At 71.4% G+C, this 16,846-nt stretch carries 17 protein-coding genes; 11 read left to right on the top strand and 6 right to left on the bottom strand.

The window, feature by feature from the left end; genetic code table 11:
* Positions 1 to 3: 3 nt before the first annotated feature.
* From CKY47_RS03690 to pknB, 6 genes are all read left to right on the top strand, one after another.
* Positions 4 to 465: an FHA domain-containing protein FhaB/FipA gene (locus tag CKY47_RS03690; protein WP_306744158.1), complete on the top strand. Its 462-nt coding sequence runs from the start codon at positions 4 to 6 to the stop codon at positions 463 to 465.
* Positions 462 to 1,883, top strand: coding sequence for a PP2C family protein-serine/threonine phosphatase (locus tag CKY47_RS03685; RefSeq protein ID WP_306744157.1), 1,422 nt, complete (start codon positions 462 to 464; stop codon positions 1,881 to 1,883). Before CKY47_RS03690 ends, CKY47_RS03685 begins: the two co-directional genes overlap by 4 nt.
* 4 nt (positions 1,884 to 1,887) lie before the next feature.
* Complete coding sequence (locus tag CKY47_RS03680; RefSeq protein ID WP_306744156.1) at positions 1,888 to 3,351, top strand: FtsW/RodA/SpoVE family cell cycle protein; 1,464 nt, start codon at positions 1,888 to 1,890, stop codon at positions 3,349 to 3,351.
* On the top strand, positions 3,348 to 4,817 hold the full coding sequence (locus tag CKY47_RS03675; RefSeq protein WP_306744155.1) for a peptidoglycan D,D-transpeptidase FtsI family protein: 1,470 nt from the start codon (positions 3,348 to 3,350) through the stop codon (positions 4,815 to 4,817). Before CKY47_RS03680 ends, CKY47_RS03675 begins: the two co-directional genes overlap by 4 nt.
* Positions 4,817 to 6,367: a serine/threonine-protein kinase gene (locus CKY47_RS03670; protein ID WP_306744154.1), complete on the top strand. Its 1,551-nt coding sequence runs from the start codon at positions 4,817 to 4,819 to the stop codon at positions 6,365 to 6,367. Before CKY47_RS03675 ends, CKY47_RS03670 begins: the two co-directional genes overlap by 1 nt.
* 91 nt (positions 6,368 to 6,458) lie before the next feature.
* The gene (gene pknB, locus CKY47_RS03665) at positions 6,459 to 8,474 is read left to right on the top strand and encodes a Stk1 family PASTA domain-containing Ser/Thr kinase (RefSeq protein WP_306744153.1); all 2,016 of its coding nucleotides are present in this window, start codon (positions 6,459 to 6,461) and stop codon (positions 8,472 to 8,474) included.
* 86 nt (positions 8,475 to 8,560) lie between these two features.
* Here the strand turns inward: pknB and CKY47_RS03660 are convergent, their stop codons facing one another.
* A complete protein-coding gene (locus CKY47_RS03660; RefSeq protein WP_306744152.1) occupies positions 8,561 to 9,205 on the bottom strand; it encodes an aminodeoxychorismate/anthranilate synthase component II in 645 nt (214 codons plus the stop codon).
* 65 nt (positions 9,206 to 9,270) lie between these two features.
* Between CKY47_RS03660 and CKY47_RS03655 the strand changes: the two genes are divergently transcribed.
* Positions 9,271 to 10,629, top strand: a complete 1,359-nt coding sequence (locus CKY47_RS03655) for an FAD-dependent oxidoreductase (RefSeq protein WP_306744151.1) — start codon at positions 9,271 to 9,273, stop codon at positions 10,627 to 10,629.
* A gap of 3 nt (positions 10,630 to 10,632) precedes the next feature.
* On the opposite strand, the gene CKY47_RS03650 is transcribed toward CKY47_RS03655, so the two are convergent.
* Both CKY47_RS03650 and CKY47_RS03645 read right to left on the bottom strand, forming a co-directional pair.
* Entirely contained in the window at positions 10,633 to 10,791 is a 159-nt protein-coding gene (locus CKY47_RS03650) for a hypothetical protein (protein WP_170185175.1), read from the bottom strand.
* Positions 10,791 to 11,840 (bottom strand): class E sortase, encoded by a 1,050-nt coding sequence (locus CKY47_RS03645; RefSeq protein WP_306744150.1) that lies wholly within the window; start codon positions 11,838 to 11,840, stop codon positions 10,791 to 10,793. The genes CKY47_RS03650 and CKY47_RS03645 overlap by 1 nt, the downstream gene beginning before the upstream one ends.
* 701 nt (positions 11,841 to 12,541) lie before the next feature.
* Here CKY47_RS03645 and crgA point away from each other — a divergent pair.
* Positions 12,542 to 12,808 carry a cell division protein CrgA gene (gene crgA / locus CKY47_RS03640; protein ID WP_306744149.1) on the top strand — a complete coding sequence of 89 codons (267 nt, stop codon included), beginning with the start codon at positions 12,542 to 12,544 and terminating at the stop codon, positions 12,806 to 12,808.
* A 215-nt stretch (positions 12,809 to 13,023) separates the two neighbouring features.
* Positions 13,024 to 13,437: a PH domain-containing protein gene (locus CKY47_RS03635; protein ID WP_306744148.1), complete on the top strand. Its 414-nt coding sequence runs from the start codon at positions 13,024 to 13,026 to the stop codon at positions 13,435 to 13,437.
* 15 nt (positions 13,438 to 13,452) lie between these two features.
* On the opposite strand, the gene CKY47_RS03630 is transcribed toward CKY47_RS03635, so the two are convergent.
* Both CKY47_RS03630 and CKY47_RS03625 read right to left on the bottom strand, forming a co-directional pair.
* The gene (locus CKY47_RS03630) at positions 13,453 to 14,343 is read right to left on the bottom strand and encodes a rhomboid family intramembrane serine protease (protein WP_306744147.1); all 891 of its coding nucleotides are present in this window, start codon (positions 14,341 to 14,343) and stop codon (positions 13,453 to 13,455) included.
* Positions 14,344 to 14,892: a peptidylprolyl isomerase gene (locus tag CKY47_RS03625; protein WP_306744146.1), complete on the bottom strand. Its 549-nt coding sequence runs from the start codon at positions 14,890 to 14,892 to the stop codon at positions 14,344 to 14,346.
* A gap of 65 nt (positions 14,893 to 14,957) precedes the next feature.
* Here CKY47_RS03625 and CKY47_RS03620 point away from each other — a divergent pair, with 65 nt between their 5' ends.
* A complete protein-coding gene (locus CKY47_RS03620) occupies positions 14,958 to 15,662 on the top strand; it encodes a hypothetical protein (protein WP_306744145.1) in 705 nt (234 codons plus the stop codon).
* 65 nt (positions 15,663 to 15,727) lie between these two features.
* Here the strand turns inward: CKY47_RS03620 and CKY47_RS03615 are convergent, their stop codons facing one another.
* Positions 15,728 to 16,279, bottom strand: a complete 552-nt coding sequence (locus tag CKY47_RS03615; protein ID WP_306744144.1) for a DUF2020 domain-containing protein — start codon at positions 16,277 to 16,279, stop codon at positions 15,728 to 15,730.
* Between the two features lie 126 nt (positions 16,280 to 16,405).
* Between CKY47_RS03615 and CKY47_RS03610 the strand changes: the two genes are divergently transcribed.
* Positions 16,406 to 16,825 carry a DoxX family protein gene (locus CKY47_RS03610; RefSeq protein WP_306744143.1) on the top strand — a complete coding sequence of 140 codons (420 nt, stop codon included), beginning with the start codon at positions 16,406 to 16,408 and terminating at the stop codon, positions 16,823 to 16,825.
* The last annotated feature ends 21 nt before the right edge of the window (positions 16,826 to 16,846 follow it).

The raw sequence follows: 16,846 nt of genomic DNA, 5'->3' as shown, positions 1-16,846 counted from the left end.
CCGGTGCCAGAGCTGGTGATGCAGCTGACCAGAGCAGGTTTCCTCATCCTGCTCTGGTTGTTCGTGTTGGCTGCCCTTCGAGTGGTCCGCTCCGACCTGTACGCGGCGTCGGGGCTCCGCGTCCCGACGCCGAAGTTCGGCAGAGGCGCTAAGAAAGACGTGCGGGGCAACAAGGCCGCCCGGCAGCTCGTCGTCACCCACGGCGCGCTGGCGGGCACCCGCATCTCCCTGGACGGTCGGCCCATCCTGATCGGGCGCGCCGACGACTCCACGCTCGTGCTGGACGACGACTTCGCGTCGACCCGGCACGCGCGCCTGTCGATGCGCGGCACCGACTGGTACGTGGAGGACCTGGGCTCCACGAACGGCACATACCTCGACCGGGCGAAGGTCACGGCCCCCCTCCGGGTCCCGCTCGGCTCCCCGATCCGAATCGGCAAAACGGTGATCGAGCTGCGCTCATGACCCTCGTCCTTCGATACGCGGCCCGCAGCGACCGAGGCCTGGTGCGCTCGAACAACCAGGACTCCGTGTACGCGGGCCCCCGCCTGCTCGCGCTCGCCGACGGCATGGGCGGCCACGCCGCGGGCGAGGTCGCCAGCAAGGTGGTCATCGCCGCCCTGGCCCCGCTCGACGACGACGAGCCCGGCGACGACCTGCTCGGCCAGCTGCGCGACGCGGTGATCGCCGGCAACGGCGCGATCTCCGAGCTCGTGCAGAGCGACCCCGACCTGGACGGCATGGGCACCACGCTCACCGCCGTGCTGTTCGCGGGCACCCGGCTCGGCATGGTGCACATCGGCGACTCGCGCGCCTACATGCTGCGCAACGGCACCTTCACGCAGATCACGCACGACGACACGTTCGTGCAGTCCCTGATCGACGAGGGCCGGATCACCGAGGAGGAGGCGGCCACGCACCCGCAGCGCTCGCTGCTGCTGCGCGCGCTGACCGGCCACGAGGTGGAGCCGAGGCTGATGGTGCGGGAAGCCCGGCCGGGCGACCGCTACCTGCTGTGCTCGGACGGCCTGTCCGGCGTCGTGAGCATGGAGACGCTGGAGGAGGCCATCCGCATCCCGGACCCGCAGGCGTGCGCGGACCGGATGATCGAGCTGGCGCTCAAGGGCGGCGGTCCCGACAACGTCACGGTGGTCATCGCCGACGTGGTCGACGTCGACTTCGGCGACGACGCCCCGATAGTGGGCGGCGCCGCCGGGGACGGCAGCGAGGACCCGCCGCCGCCCGACTCGCCCGCCTCGCGGGCGAGTTCGATCACGGGGCCGAGGCCCGCCCCGCCGCGGGTCGACCCCGTGCAGCCGCCGCCGGACCCCCGGCGACGGCGCGGTCACCGGCTCAAGGCGTTCGCGCTGGTCCTGTTCGTGATCCTGCTGCTGGTCGCGGCGGGCCTGGGCACGCGCTGGTACGTGCTGCGCCAGTACTACGTGGGCGTGGGCGACACCGGCGAGGTGTCGGTGTTCCGCGGTGTCACCGGCAGCGTGTTCGGCTTCGCCCTGCACTCCCGGGTCGAGGGCTCGTGCCCGCCCGGCGCGCAGGCGTGCGAGCCGATCGGCGTGGACGACCTGAAGGTCGCCATCCGGGACGTGGTGCGCAACGGCATCACCGACGTGGACGGCATCGAGGGCGCCCGGGAGGCGATCCGCCGGCTGCGCACCGAGCAGACGCTGCGGCTCTGCCCGCCGGACACGGGGGCGACCACGACGACCACCGCGGCCACGCCGACGACCACCACCACCGCACCGGTCGGCGCGCCCCCCGAGGGGGCGACCTCGACCGAGACGACCACCACGACCACCACTCCGGAGGGGACCCCCCTCACCACGCCCGTGCCGAAACCGGGTACGGACTGCCGAAAGGGTCAGTAGTCGCATGGGTTCGCCGGTCCCCGGAGCGGAGGGCACACCGCTCGCGGCGGCGAGCAGCACGTCGCCCGGTCTGAAGCCGCCCACGAGACGCGGCACCGAACTCTTCATGCTCGGGTTCGCCGCCGTGCTCGTCACGGGCGCCCTGATCCTGGTCGAGGCCAACCAGGAGAAGGAGCTGACCATGCGCATCGTGTGGCTCGGCCTCGCCTACCTGGGCCTGCTGACCGTGGCGCACCTCGCGGTGCGCCGGTGGGCCCCGTACGCCGACCCGGTGATCCTGCCGTGCGTCGCGCTGCTCAACGGCCTCGGCCTGGTCATGATCCACCGGATCGACCTGGCGATGGCCGACGTGAAGTTCCCGAACGGGGAGCTCTGGGACCCGGCGGCGGGCAAGCAGGTGCTGTGGACCGCCATCGCGCTCGTGCTGTTCTGCACGGTGCTCAAGGTGCTGTCCGACCACCGCACGCTCGCCCGCTACGGGTACACGTTCGGCTTCCTCGGCCTGATCGCGCTGGTGCTGCCCGGTGTGCTGCCGAGCTTCATCGCGCCCGAGATCAACGGCGCGAAGATCTGGCTGAGCTTCGGCGCGTTCTCCATCCAGCCGGGCGAGTTCGCGAAGATCCTGCTGATGGTCTTCTTCGCCGCGTTCCTGGTGTCGAAGCGGGACCTGTTCACCATCGCGGGCCGCCGCGTGCTGGGCCTGGACCTGCCGCGCGCGCGGGACCTGGGTCCGCTGATCGCCGCGTGGGCGGTCGGCGTGAGCATCATGGTGCTCCAGAAGGACCTGGGCTCGTCCCTGCTGTTCTTCGGCATCGTGCTGGTGCTGCTGTACGTGGCCACCGAGCGCGCGGCGTGGGTCGTGCTGGGCGTGGTCATGTTCTGCGTGGGCGCGTTCGTGGCGTGGAAGCTGTTCGGCCACGTGCAGGTCCGCGTGGACAACTGGCTGGACCCGTTCGCCGACCCGTACGGCAAGGGCCACCAGATCCTCCAGTCGCTGTTCGGCCTGGGCACGGGCGGCCTGTTCGGCGCCGGCCTGGGCGGCGGGCGGCCGGACGAGATCCCCGAGGCCAACACCGACTTCATCACCGCCGTGATCGGCGAGGAGCTGGGCTTCGTCGGCCTGGCCGCGGTGCTGCTGATCTACACCGTGCTCGCGCTGCGCGGCCTGCGGACGGCGCTGGCCGTGCGGGACACGTTCGGCAAGCTGCTCGGCGGCGGCCTCGCGTTCGCCGTGGCGTTCCAGATCTTCATCATCGTCGGCGGCGTGACGAAGCTGATCCCGATGACGGGCATCACCGCGCCGTTCCTGTCCAAGGGCGGCTCGTCGCTGCTGGCGAACTACATCCTGGTGGCGCTGCTGCTGCGGATCTCCGACGCGGCGCGGGCGCCCAAGACGACCCCGAAGCCGAGGCCGCAGCAGCCGGCCATCGCCGACCAGTTCACAGTCATGGTGGAGCGTCCCAAATGAACACACCGCTCCGCCGGGTCGGCCTCGCCATGATGGCGCTGATGGTGCTGCTGCTGGGCAACGCCACGTACGTTCAGGTCATCAAGGCCGACGACTACCGCAAGAACCCGCTGAACTCGCGGGTCATCCTGGACCAGTACTCCCGGGAGCGCGGCCAGATCATCGCCTCCGACGGCACGCCGCTGGCCGCCGTGCAGCGGACCGACGACCGCCTGGAGTACCTGCGGACGTACGCCGACGGGCCGGTGTACGCACCGGTCACCGGCTACTTCTCGCTGATCTACGGCACGGGCGGCCTGGAGCGCGCCGAGGACGACCTGCTGAACGGGTCGGACGACCGGCTGTTCGCGCGCCGCCTGTCGGACCTGATCACGGGCCGCGACCCCAAGGGCGGCAACATCCAGCTCACCATCGACGCGAAGCTCCAGCGGACGGCGTACGAGCAGCTGTCGAGCCAGGGCCTGACCGGCACGGTGGTGGCGATCAAGCCGCAGACCGGGGAGATCCTGGCGATGGCCAGCACCCCGTCCTACGACCCGAACGAGCTGGCCAGCCACGACGGGGACGTGCAGGAAGAGGCGTGGCTGCGGCTCAACGAGGACGAGTCCGAGCCCATGCTCAACCGCGCGGTGCGCCAGATCTACCCGCCCGGCTCGACGTTCAAGCTGGTCGTGACGGCCGCGGCGCTCGCCGAGGGCAAGACCAAGGAGAGCGAGGTCGACGGCAGGCCGTCGATCACGCTGCCCGGCACGAACACGCAGCTGCCGAACTTCAACGACACGATCTGCGGCAACGGCGTCACGGCCACGTTGCAGGAGGCGCTGGCGAAGTCGTGCAACACGGCGTTCGCGGTGCTGGCCAACGAGCTGGGCCCGGACAAGCTGCGCGACCAGGCGGCGAAGTTCGGCATCGGCGAGCAGGACCTGGAGATCCCGCTGCCGGTGGTGCCGTCCGGCCTGGGCGAGATGTCGGACAAGCCGTCGGTGTACCAGACGGGCATCGGCCAGAAGGACGTCCACGTCACGCCGCTGGCCAACGCGGTGATGGCGGCGACCATCGCCAACGGCGGCGTGCGGATGCAGCCGCACCTGGTGCAGAAGGTCCTGGCCGCCGACTTCGAGGCCATCAGCGAGACCAGCCCGGACGAGGTCGACGAGGCGATGGAGCCGGAGCACGCCTCCATGCTGCGCGACATGATGGTCGCGTCGGAGAACAACACGTCGGGCGGCGGCAAGCTGTCCGGCGTGCAGATCGCGTCGAAGACCGGCACCGCCGAGCACGGCGAGGACGTGAAGTCGACCAAGCCGCACGCCTGGTACGTCGGGTTCGCGCCGGCCCAGGACCCGCAGATCGCCATCGCGGTGATCGTGGAGAACGGTGGTCAGGTGGGTCTCGCCGCCACCGGTGGCCGGGTCGCGGCGCCGATCGGCCGCGCGGTCGTCGGCGCCTACCTCGGGGGACGCTGATGCTGACCTCCGGCCAGTTGCTCGCCGACCGGTACCGCCTGGGCAAGCGGATCGCCGTCGGCGGCATGGGCGAGGTCTGGGAGGCCGACGACACCCGGCTCGACCGCCGGGTCGCGGTGAAGGTGCTCAAGGCGGAGCTGTCGGGGGACGCGGAGTTCCTCAACCGGTTCCGCATCGAGGCGCGCACCACGGCGTCGTTGAACCACCCGGGCATCGCCTCGGTGCACGACTACGGCGAGACCGCGTCGGTGCCGGACGGGCCGGAGGACACCGCCTACCTGGTGATGGAGCTGGTCGAGGGCGAGCCGCTGGCGGCGGTCATCGCGCGCGGCAGGCTCAACGCGGAACGCACGCTCGACGTGCTGGAGCAGGCGGGCAACGCGTTGCAGGCCGCGCACGAGCGGGGTCTCGTGCACCGGGACGTGAAGCCGGGCAACATCCTGGTGACGCCCTCGGGCAAGGTGAAGATCACCGACTTCGGCATCGCGAAGGCCGCCGACGCGGTGCCGGTGACGCACAGCGGCATGGTGATGGGCACCGCCCACTACATCGCGCCGGAGCAGGCCCTGGGGCACGCGGCGGAACCCGCGTCGGACGTGTACGCGCTGGCCGTGTGCGGTTACGAGTGCCTGACCGGGCACCGGCCGTTCCTGTCGGAGAACGCGGTGACGGTCGCGATGATGCACATCCGCGACATGGCGCCGCCCCTGCCGCCGGACGTGCCGCCGGGTCCGCGCGCGCTGATCGAGGCGACCCTGGTGAAGGACCCGCGGCAGCGGTACCGCAACGGCGGCGAGTTCGCGTCGGCGGTGAGCGCGGTGCGGGCGGGCCAGCCGCTGCCGGCGCCGTCGGGGCTGGCCATGGTGGTCGGCGGCCAGCCGATGGGGCAGCCCATGGGCCAGCAGCAGCTCGGGCAGCCGATGACACCACCGCAGCAGCAGCCGCAGCTCAACCCCGTCCAGATGAACTCGGCCCAGATGAACTCGGCCCAGATGAATCCGGCCCAGATGAATCCGGCCCACATGGCCCCGCCGCAGCACACCCACCCGGGCGTGCCGGCGAGCCACCCGGGGTCCCGGCCGGGCATGCAACCGGTGCCATCGGGTATGAACACTCCGCACACGGGTGCTTTCCGTCCGTTGCCGCCGGCCCCGGGCCCACCGAGGCGCAACCGTGCGCTCCTGTGGGTTATGGTCGCTGTGCTGGTGGCCGCATTGCTGGTGCTCGGCGTGGTGGTCGTGCGCGCCCTGAACGACGACGAGGTCCCCGGCGGTGCGAGCCGGCAGGGCACGACGAGCGCCCGACCGCTGGACGACTCCACCGATCGGCTCCCCGGAAAACCGAAGGTGACGATCACGAAGTCGGACTACGTCGACCTGCCGGTGGACGAGGTCGCGAAGAAGCTCTCCGGGCACGGCCTGGAACCCGAGGTGCACTCCGTGGACGGGGGCGCGCCGGGTGACGAGGCGAGGTGCCTGGTGTCGGACGTGGCGCCGACCGGTGAGGTTGCGATCGGCTCACGGGTCACGGTGACCTGTGTACCGACATGAGGCCGAAACGGTGCGAACGGACCGGAGCGGCAGGCACGCGAAGGCAAGGCGTGAAGGTGAGACCGTTGACGAGGAGCGGGACGAAGCACTGATGAGCACTCCGCGACTGCTCTCCAACCGCTACGAACTGGGTGAGACGCTCGGCTACGGCGGTATGTCGGAGGTGCACAAGGGCCGGGACGTCCGGCTCGGCCGCGACGTCGCCATCAAGGTGCTGCGCGCTGACCTCGCCCGGGACGCCCAGTTCCAGGAGCGGTTCCGCCGGGAGGCGCAGAACTCCGCGGCGTTGAACCACCCCGCGATCGTCGCCGTCTACGACACGGGCGAGACGCAGACCGAGTACGGACCGCTGCCCTACATCGTCATGGAGTTCGTCGACGGCCGGACGCTGCGCGACATCGTCAAGACGCAGGGCCCGCTGTCGGGCAAGCGCGCCATGGAGGTCATGGCGGACGTGTCGGCGGCGCTGGACTTCAGCCACCGGCACGGCATCGTGCACCGGGACGTGAAGCCCGCCAACGTGATGATCACGAAGTCCGGCGCGGTGAAGGTGATGGACTTCGGCATCGCCCGCGCCGTGCACGACGGCCAAGCGGCCGTCACCCAGACCGCGGCGGTCATAGGAACCGCCCAGTACCTGTCCCCCGAGCAGGCGCGCGGTGAGGCCGTCGACGGCCGCTCCGACGTGTACGCGTCGGGCTGCGTGCTGTTCGAGCTGCTGACCGGGGAGCCGCCGTTCACCGGCGACTCGCCCGTGGCCGTGGCCTACCAGCACGTGCGCGAGGAGCCGAAGCCGCCGTCGTCGCTGAACCCCAAGGTGACGCCCGCGCTGGACGCGATCGTGCTCAAGGCGATGGCCAAGGGCCCGGCGAACCGCTACCAGTCGGCCGCCGAGATGCGCGCCGACCTGGTGCGCGTGCTGTCGGGGCAGCGGCCGACCGCGCCGGCCGTGATGACGGCCGAGGAACGCACCGCGATGCTGAACCAGTCGTCGCCGGCGCGCACCGAGGTGGTCGGCGGCGGTGGTGGCCGGCACCGGCCGCAGGCGCAGCGCGACGAGCCCGCCGAGTACGACCCGCTGTCCGAGGAGGAGGCGGAGCGTCGCGCCCGGCGCAAGAAGACGATCATGATCGCGGTGGTCGTCGCGCTGTGCGTCGCGGTGCTCGCGCTCGCCACGTGGATCACCACGACGCTGATGGGCAAGGAGGACCCGGGCGTCGGGCCGACCGACAAGGTCTCGGTGCCCTCCGTGGTCGACATGACGCAGGCCGCCGCGAACGCCGCGATCCAGGACGTCGGACTCCTGCCGCAGGTGGAGCTGGTGCCGTGCCAGCCGGGCGCGGAGATCCCGTGCACCGCGGAGCAGGTCGGGAAGGTCGTGCAGACCGACCCGCCCGCCAACCGCGAGGTCGAGAAGCGCAGCTCGGTGAAGCTGTTCATCGGCAAGGCCGCCGACCAGGTCGAGGTGCCGAGCGTCGCGGGGCTGAGCCCGGCGGAGGCGCAGAAGAAGCTGGAGGCCGAGCAGTGGGCCTTCCAGCAGAGCACCGAGACGGTCGAGGTCAGCGACCCCGGCCTGGTCGGGAAGGTCGCGCAGCAGACGCCGACGCCCGGCACGAAGGCGCCCAAGGGCAGCACCGTCACCGTGGTCCTGGGCAAGGCGCCGGACGACGTGCAGCTGCCGGACGTGACGGGGCAGACCGCCGACAACGCCCGCGTCACGCTGGAGGGCAGCGGGTTCAAGGTGCAGGTCAAGGAAGTCGACAGCGCCGTGGACCAGGGCGAGGTCGTGGCGCAGAACCCGGCGCCGGGTCGGGTGGACAAGGGCACCCTCGTCACGCTGAGCGTGTCGAAGGAGAACCAGTTCATCATGCCCGACCTGCGCGGGATGACCGAGAACCAGGCCCGGACGAAGCTCAACCAGGCCGGGTGGACGGGCAACGACCTCGTGGTCAGCGACAAGGAGCCGACCACGGACATCTCGCAGCGGGACAAGATCCTGGACCAGGAGATCAAGCCGAACACGCCCGCGGCGAAGACCGCGCGGATCAACGTGATCCTGGCCGAGTTCGGCGTGGGCGGCGGACCGCCGACGACCACCACGAGGTAGGCGAGTGAAGAGGGCCCCTCCCCCGGTCCGGGGGGAGGGGCCCTCTTCGCGTTCCGGCGAGCGCGCCGGGCGGGTCGGGTCGGGGGTCAGACCCGGCCGGCCGCGGCGGCCAGGGCGCGCATGCCGTTCTCCAGGTCGGCCACGGTCGCCTCGGGCACCTCGTGGCCGCACACCCGGAGCCAGTTCGCGAGCATCCGGTGGCCGCCCTCGGTGAGCACCGACTCGGGGTGGAACTGGACGCCCTCGACCGGCAGCTCGCGGTGCCGCATCCCCATGACCACGCCGGAGTCGGTGCGGGCGGTGACCTCGAACTCGGCCGGGATCGTGTCCGGCAGCACGGTCAGCGAGTGGTAGCGGGTGGCGGTGAAGGGGCTGGGCACGCCGGCCAGCACGCCGGCGCCGTCGTGGTGCACGACGCTCGTCTTGCCGTGCAGCAGCTCCGGCGCGAGGTCGACCGTGCCGCCCCACACGGCGCCGATGGCCTGGTGGCCGAGGCAGACGCCGAAGACCGGCACGCCGGTGTCCGCGCAGCGGCGGATGACGTCCATGCTCCGGCCCGCCTTGTCCGGCGTGCTCGGCCCGGGGCTGACCAGGACGCCGCCCACGTCGCCGACCTCGTCGAGTCCGACCTCGTCGTTGCGGCGGACCACGCACTCGACCCCGAGCTGGGCGAGGTACTGGACCAGGTTGTAGACGAAACTGTCGTAGTTGTCGACCACGAGCACGCGCATGCCGCCAGCGTAGCCGTGACGCACCTCTCGCCTGAAGTGAGCTTAGGCTCACCTAATCTTGAGGTATGAGTCGTTCCCTGCGCGTCGCCGTCGTCGGCGCCGGTCCCGCCGGCCTCTACGCGGCGGACAGCCTGATCAAGTCGGTGACCCCGGACACGGGGCGGGACGTGAGCATCGACATCTTCGAGAAGATGCCCGCCCCCTACGGCCTGATCCGGTACGGCGTCGCACCCGACCACCCCCGCATCAAGGGCATCGTCAACGCCCTCCAGCGCATCCTCGACCGGCCCGAGGTGCGGTTCTTCGGCAACGTCGAGTACGGCGTGGACGTGAAGCTCGACGAGCTGAAGCAGTTCTACGACGCGGTGGTCTTCTCCACCGGGGCCGAGAAGGACCGCCCCCTCGACATCCCCGGCATCGACCTCGACGGCTCCCACGGCGCGGCCGACTTCGTGTCCTGGTACGACGGGCACCCGGACGTGCCGCGCACCTGGCCGCTGAACGCCCGCGAGGTCGCCGTGCTCGGCGTCGGCAACGTCGCGCTCGACGTGGCCCGCATCCTCGCCAAGACCGCCGACGAGCTGCTCACCACCGAGATCCCCGACAACGTCCACGCGGGCCTCGCCGCGAGCCCCGTCACCGACGTGCACGTCTTCGGCCGGCGCGGCCCCGCGCAGGCCAAGTTCACGCCGCTGGAGCTGCGCGAGCTGGACCACTCGCCGAACGTCGAGGTCGTCGTGCACCCCGAGGGCATCGACTTCGACGCCGCGTCGATGGCCGCGATCCGGTCGAACAAGCAGGTCGAGATGGTCGTGAAGACCCTCCAGGAGTGGGCGATCCGGGACGTCGGCTCCCGACCGCGCCGGCTGCACCTGCACTTCCTCCAGGCTCCCGTCGAGGTGCTCGGGTCCGGCTCGGTCAGCGGGCTGCGCACCGAGCGGATGGAGCTCGACGGCGAGGGCGGCGTGCGCGGCACCGGCGAGTTCACCGACTGGTCCGTGCAGGCCGTGTACCGGGCCGTGGGCTACCTGTCGTCGCCCCTGGCCGACCTGCCGTTCGACCACTCGTCCGGGACCGTGCCGCACCGGGCGGGCCGCGTGCTCGACCTGGACGAGCGGCCGATGACCGGCGTCTACGTCACCGGGTGGGTCAAGCGCGGCCCGGTCGGCCTCATCGGCCACACCAAGGGCTGCTCGCTGGAGACCGTGGCCAGCCTGCTCGCCGACGCGCCGGACCTGCCCGAGGCGCCTGCCCGGTCCCCGGAGGCCGTGGTGCGGTTCCTGGAGGAGCGCGCCGTGCCGTTCACCACGAACGAGGGATGGCTGAAGCTCGACGCGCACGAACTCGCCCTCGGCGCCGCCCGCGGCCGCGCGCGCGTCAAGGTCGTCGACCGCGGCGAGATGACGGACGTCAGCCGGGGGTAGGTCCTACTGCGGGGTGGTGACGTTGTTGAACGGGAGCTTCGGCTCCGCCCACGGGAACACCACGAACATCAGCAGCGCCACCACCCCGGCGACCAGCACCAGGGCCTCCAGGACGCGCACGGGCAGCGGTCCCGGCAGGTGCCGCCAGATCCACCCGTACATCAGCTCTCCTTCATCTCTTCCGGCACGAACCCGGGTGCCTTCGGGTAGCTCATCGTCAGCACCGCGTGCACGATCAGCCGCTGCTTGTCCGAGAACTGCGGGTGGCACGTGGTGAGCGTCATCAGCGCCGCCTGCTGCGCGACCGGGATCTCGCCGGCGAAGTACGGGACCGGGCTGATCACCTCGCCCTGCGAGGGCAGCACGATCTCCTGGCCGACCGTCCTGTCGTACGGCGCGCCCAGCGGCGAGACCTTCTCGCAGCGGGGGATCGACTGGCGCTCGGCCCAGCCGGCCACCTCGTCGGCCTTCGGCAGCATCCGGTAGACGAACCACTGCGCCTGCGTCTCGACCACGATGGCGTCGCACGAGTTCAGCAGGTCGAGGTCGTTGAACGGGGCGCCCTTGCCGACCCGGTGGCCCGCGACCGAGAAGTTGCCGGGGTCGCCGGGGAGCGCGGTGCCCTTGTAGTGGCCGGGACCGATCTCCAGGTCCTTGTCGGTGGTGCCCTCGACGATCGAGAACTTGTAGTCCGGCCCGAAGACCGGGATGTACATCTTCGCGAACGCCTGGCCGTCCAGCAGGTCGTACTTGACCTGCCGCTCGGGGTCGACCTCGACCGTGTCGGCGTTCCACTGCTCGTCGAGCGCGACCGTGGCGTCGTCCTGCTTGCCGGCCGAGATGAGGTCGGTGACGTAGACCTCGTAGACCACGAACAGCAGGATCACCAGGCCCGCCGTGATCAGCAGCTCGCCGACCGCGCGGACGGACTTGCGGGCCGCGCTCTCCGGCGGGAGGGCCGGCCGGTCCGCGGCTCCCCCGTCGTGGTCGTCCTCGTCGTCGTAGTAGTCGTCGTCGTAGTACTCGTCGTCGTACTCGTCCTGGTCGTCCTCGACGCGGGCGATGACCTCCGTGGGCGGGTCCACCGGTCGGGGGCGGAGAGGAGGGCGGCGGACGCCGGGCGGCGGGGGCAGGCTGCCGGAGAACGCGTTCGTGTACCGGGTGGCGTCGGCGTCCCGCGCGGGACCGGGACGCGCGCCACCGTGCGGCACCCCACCGGGCTGAACACCACCGGGCTGAACACCACCGGGAGGCACCGCGCCGGGCTGAACGGCGCCGGGGCGCGGTCCGCGCGGTCCGGGGCCGGGAACGGCACCGGGGGGCGGGCCGTCGCCGAGGCGGGCGCCCAGGTCCCCGGAAAGAGGTGTCCCGTGCGGGGCGCGACGACCGGGCGCGCCGGCACCGGGGCGGTCGAAGCCGGGGACCGGCGGGGCCGGAGGCCCCTCGGATTGGCCCGGACGAGTGAATCCACCCGGCGGGGTCCGAGGGCGCTCCTGGGCCCGCGGACCCGGTCGGTCGAAGCCCGCGGGCGGTGTCGGGGGACGTTCGGGCCCCCTGGCGCGGTCGGGGTGGGGGACGCCCGCCGGCGGGGTGCCGGGCCGCGCGAGACCGCCCGGCGGGGTCGGCGGTCGGTCGAAACCCGCTGGTGGGGTGGGTGGCCGGCCGTGCCGGGCGCCCGGCGGGACGTGCTCCCGGGGCGGTTGGTCCGGGTGGGGCGTGGGTCGTGGCGACCGGCCCGACGGGCCGCCTTGCGGCGGAGGCGGGTCGTAGCTCACCGGAAGACCTCCCGTGCCGAACGTTCCAGAACTACACGCCGCTTTAGCGACCTGCTTGGTTACGTTAACGTGTTCATCCAGCAGTGGTCGTGAACCCGCGCCACTGGAGACCTATCCACCCGTCAGGCGAGGACAGCATGCCCAAGTCCAAGGTCCGCAAGAAGGCCGTCTACACGGCGCCTGCCGATCGCCGCACCCCGGTGAAGGTCAAGGCAGCGGGGCCCTCACACCCGGTCTACATCGCCGTGATGCTCGGCTTCATGCTGCTGGGCCTCGCGTGGCTGGTGGTCAACTACATCGCGGGCGACAAGGTCCCGGTGATGATGGACCTCGGGTCCTGGAACTTCGGCATCGGTTTCGCCCTGATGATCGTCGGTCTGCTGATGACCATGAAGTGGCGCTGACCGGCGCTACGCCACGTGGCCGACGGCCCGGACGTGCACCACGTCCGGGCCGTTCCGCGTCCACCGTTCGTCCACTCCGCTCACCGGGGCGTCACCGAAGAACACCGCTGTAAGTCATCCCCAATGGGGACAACTCCTGTGGACAACTTTGCGCCTCATTGCACAAGCGCCGGTCCAGGCCTCCGGTTGTCCACAAGTACGGGAGACTCGGAAGCGTGAACCCACCCCGATCCTGGTCCCCGCAACCGGGGATGATCGGCCTCGCCTGGGGCTTGGCCGCCGTGTCGCTGCTGGTCACGGTCCTCAGCTCGACCCCGATGACCCGCCTGTTCCTCGGGGTGGCCACGCTGCTGCTGCTGGCCGCCGCCGGTTACGGCACGTACGTCCGCCCCCGGCTGTCGGTGGACGACGCCGGCCTGACCGTGCGCACCCTCGGCGGCGCGCACCCGCTCCCGTGGCACGAGGTGAAGGTCCGCCTGGTGACGAACCGCCGCCTCGGCCGGGAGACGCCGACGCTGGAGCTGGACTGGCAGCGCGGTGAGGACGAGCAGTTGTTCGTCCTCACCCGGCTGGACCTCGGCACGGACCCGCGCGACGTCGCCGACGTCCTGCACGCCCTGCGTCCCTGAACCACCGGCCGCGCGTCAGAGCAACTGCCCGGTCCGCACGAACACCAGCACCACCAGCAGCACGACGGCCCCGGCGATCACGACGGCCTGGTAGGTGTCCCGCTTCCGCGCGGGCGCGTAGACCAGCCCGGCGGTGAGCGCCGCGCCGATCACCAGACCACCGAGGTGGCCCAGCAGCGAGATGCCGGGCAGCGTGAAGCTCAGCACCACGTTCAGGCCGATCACGCCGAGCGCCGGCCCGGGGCTGAGCTTGAGCCGCAGCACGGCCACCAGCATCGCGCCCATCAGGCCGTACACCGCGCCCGAGGCGCCCGCGACGGCCGACAGGGTCGCCCCGAACAGGTACACCGCGACACCGCCGCCGAGCAGCGAGACGAAGTACACGGCGGTGAACCGGAGCCTGCCGAACACCGGTTCCAGGTCACGGCCCAGCACGTACAGCGCGATCATGTTCAACGCCAGGTGCGCGGGCCCGAAGTGCAGGAACCCGGACGTGACGAGCCGCCACCACTCGTCCTCGATCGCGACGGCGGGCGTCCACATCACCAGCGCCTGGAACAGCGACGAGCCGCGCGCGTTGTCGACCAGGCTGCCCGACTGCACGGCGGTGATCACGAACATCAGCACGTTGACCGCGATCAGGAGCGGTGTGACCAGGGTCTTCGGACCGATGAACTCCGCGCCGACGAACGTGCGGGCGGTGCGCGTGGTGCGCCTGCCCTCGTTCACGCAGTCGACGCACTGGTAGCCGACGGACGCCTCGCGCAGGCACTCCGGGCACGCCGGCCGTTCGCAGCGGGTGCACCGCAGGCCGGTGACCCGGTCGGGGTGGCGCGGGCAGGCCTCCTGGCCTGGCCGCGCCCCGATCGGGTCACCGGGCGGCGGGGTGATCGGCGAGTCGGCCACTCAGGCCCGCTCCACCGAGACCTTCTGGATGACGACGTCGGTGACCGGGCGGTCGCCGGCGCCGGTCGGCGCGGAGCCGATGGCGTCCACGACGTTGCGGGACTCCTGGTCGGCGACCTCGCCGAAGATCGTGTGCTTGAAGTTCAGCCACGTGGTGGGCGCGACCGTGATGAAGAACTGGGAGCCGTTGCTGTTGGGGCCGGCGTTCGCCATGGCCAGCAGGTACGGCTTGTTGAACTGGAGCTCCGGGTGGAACTCGTCGGCGAACTTGTAGCCGGGGCCACCGCGGCCGGTGCCCGTCGGGTCACCGCCCTGGAGCATGAAGCCCGCGATGACGCGGTGGAAGACCGAGCCGTCGTAGAAGGGGCCGGACTTCCCGCCCTTCGCGTTGGGGTCGGTGTAGGACTTCGTGCCCTCCGCCAGGCCGACGAAGTTCGCCACCGTCTTGGGGGCGTGGTCGGGGAACAGGTTGATGCGGATGTCGCCCTGCGAGGTGTGCAGGGTCGCCGTCACCTTGGTCCCGACGAACGATTCGTTGCTGTCTGCCACTACCCCATCGTGCCATCACCGGGCGCGGTGGTTGGGGAAGGGGCAGGATGGGTATTGCCTGGGGCATGACTGACCGACGGCTTCTGGAGCGCGACATGAACGAGGTGGACACCATGGCCCGGGTCGGGGAGCGTGCCGGGGAGTCGGTCGGCAAGGCAGTGCGCGCCGCTCGGCTCGGTGCCGTCCGTGCTGGTCACGCCAGTGCTGACGTCGCCGCGCAGCTCGCGGAGCGCGCCGAGGGCAAGCTCGCCGAGCGCGGCGTGACCAGGGACTACGTCCGCGGGGTCATCGCCGACAAGGCGGGCGTGCTGGTCGAGAAGGCCGAGGAGGTCGAGAAGTCGACCCGCCGCAGCCGCAAGCAGCTCGCGAAGAGGGCCAAGGTCGTCCGCAAGGACGTGGCGAAGGCCACGGAGCTGGCCCGCAAGGAGGCCAAGGTGCGCGCGAAGGACGTGCGCAAGGCCGCCGAGCAGGCGCGCAGGGAGCTGGCCGCGGGGAAGGCCCCGAAGCACCGCCGGTGGCCGTGGGTCCTGGGCGTGTTCGCCGCCGCCGCGGTGGCGGGCTACCTCGCCCTGACCAAGCGCCCGCAGGAGGTGCACCTGGAGGAGGTCGTGGAACCCACGACCGACACCGGCACCGAGACCGTGAGCGGCACCGTGAGCGGGACCGACGTCGGGACCGCGACGACCGCCAGGGCCACGGCGACCGCCACCGAGCCCGTGCGCGAGCACGCGGCCCGCAACGGCCAGATCTCCGACCGCAGCCGAAGCTGACCGAAGCGGCACCCCGCGCCCGACCCGTTCCCCGGGTCGGGCGCATCGCCGTGCCCGGCGCGGGCTCAGAGGCCCAGGTTCGCCACGACCGCCTTGACGATCTGGCGGGCCTTGATCGTCTGCTTCTGGTTGCTGGTCACCACGACCGCGTCGCCGCCCTTCGCCACCGCGTACACCGCGCCCGTGCCGGTGGAGAGCGAGCCGCCCTCCCACCCGGCGGGTTCCGTCGCGGGGTTGGAGTCGGCCACCGGCGTGGCGCGGTCGACCACGGCCTCCGCCGTCGCCGGGTCGCCGTGGAACACCCACACCGACAGCTGGACCTCGGTGCCGTCCGCGTAGAAGAAGCAGGCCGGGTCCGGCTGGTCGGCCGACAGCCTGACCTTGCGCACGATCTGCCCGTTGGCCTCCTGCACGACGGAGTTCTCCAGGTACGGGCACTGGCCGTCGCGGGTGGGCTCCGGCGCGGGGGGCGGGCCTGCGGGCGTGGTCGTCGTGACGGCCGCCGCGGCGCTGGTGGACGCGGGTGTGGCCGCAGTCGGTTCGGCGGCGCCGCCGCACGCGGCGAGCGCGCCGAGGACCAGCAGGGAAGGCAGGGCGGTGAGCAGCACTCGGTTCATAGGGCCGCCAGTCAACCAGAAGGTTCGACACTGTTTCGACAGGGTGACCATCTAGGCACACTGCGTCATCCCCGTTAGGTTGTCCTTACCCTGCCGGCCGCCCCTGCTGTGAAGGACTGAGTTCGCATGAACGTTCTTGACCGCGGTCGCGACCACGCAATCGCCGTGTTCCGGATCGTCGTCGGCGTGTTGTTCATGTGCCACGGCGCGCAGAAGTTGTTCGGCGTGCTGGGCTCGAAGGGTGCTGTGTCGATCACCGACTGGCCTGCCGGGCCGGCCGGGCTGATCGAGTTCGTCGGTGGCGCGCTGATCGTCATCGGCCTCGGCACCCGCGTCGCCGCGCTGATCTCGTCCGGGGCAATGGCCTACGCGTACTTCGTGGTGCACCAGCCCGCCGGGCTACTGCCCATCCAGAACAAGGGTGAGCTCGCCGCGGTGTACGCGTGGGTGTTCCTGCTGCTGGCGTTCACCGGTCCCGGCTCGTGGGCCGTGGACAAGGTGATCGCCTCTCGACGCAGGCAGGAGCACACCCTCGTGAACGCGTAGCAGAGGCAGCACGTGGCCCGC

Origin of the sequence: Saccharothrix longispora (assembly GCF_030852425.1) — a bacterium.
Classification (GTDB): domain Bacteria; phylum Actinomycetota; class Actinomycetes; order Mycobacteriales; family Pseudonocardiaceae; genus Actinosynnema; species Actinosynnema longispora.
This window is presented reverse-complemented; position numbering and strand designations above follow the sequence as displayed.

Coding starts and splice junctions, on each gene's coding strand:
- CKY47_RS03685 (WP_306744157.1), top strand. CDS start 462: ATGACCCTCGTCCTTCGATACGCGGCCCGCAGCGACCGAGGCCTGGTG.
- CKY47_RS03680 (WP_306744156.1), top strand. CDS start 1,888: ATGGGTTCGCCGGTCCCCGGAGCGGAGGGCACACCGCTCGCGGCGGCG.
- CKY47_RS03675 (WP_306744155.1), top strand. CDS start 3,348: ATGAACACACCGCTCCGCCGGGTCGGCCTCGCCATGATGGCGCTGATG.
- CKY47_RS03670 (WP_306744154.1), top strand. CDS start 4,817: ATGCTGACCTCCGGCCAGTTGCTCGCCGACCGGTACCGCCTGGGCAAG.
- pknB (WP_306744153.1), top strand. CDS start 6,459: ATGAGCACTCCGCGACTGCTCTCCAACCGCTACGAACTGGGTGAGACG.
- CKY47_RS03660 (WP_306744152.1), bottom strand. CDS start 9,205: ATGCGCGTGCTCGTGGTCGACAACTACGACAGTTTCGTCTACAACCTG.
- CKY47_RS03655 (WP_306744151.1), top strand. CDS start 9,271: ATGAGTCGTTCCCTGCGCGTCGCCGTCGTCGGCGCCGGTCCCGCCGGC.
- CKY47_RS03650 (WP_170185175.1), bottom strand. CDS start 10,791: ATGTACGGGTGGATCTGGCGGCACCTGCCGGGACCGCTGCCCGTGCGC.
- crgA (WP_306744149.1), top strand. CDS start 12,542: ATGCCCAAGTCCAAGGTCCGCAAGAAGGCCGTCTACACGGCGCCTGCC.
- CKY47_RS03620 (WP_306744145.1), top strand. CDS start 14,958: ATGACTGACCGACGGCTTCTGGAGCGCGACATGAACGAGGTGGACACC.
- CKY47_RS03615 (WP_306744144.1), bottom strand. CDS start 16,279: ATGAACCGAGTGCTGCTCACCGCCCTGCCTTCCCTGCTGGTCCTCGGC.
- CKY47_RS03610 (WP_306744143.1), top strand. CDS start 16,406: ATGAACGTTCTTGACCGCGGTCGCGACCACGCAATCGCCGTGTTCCGG.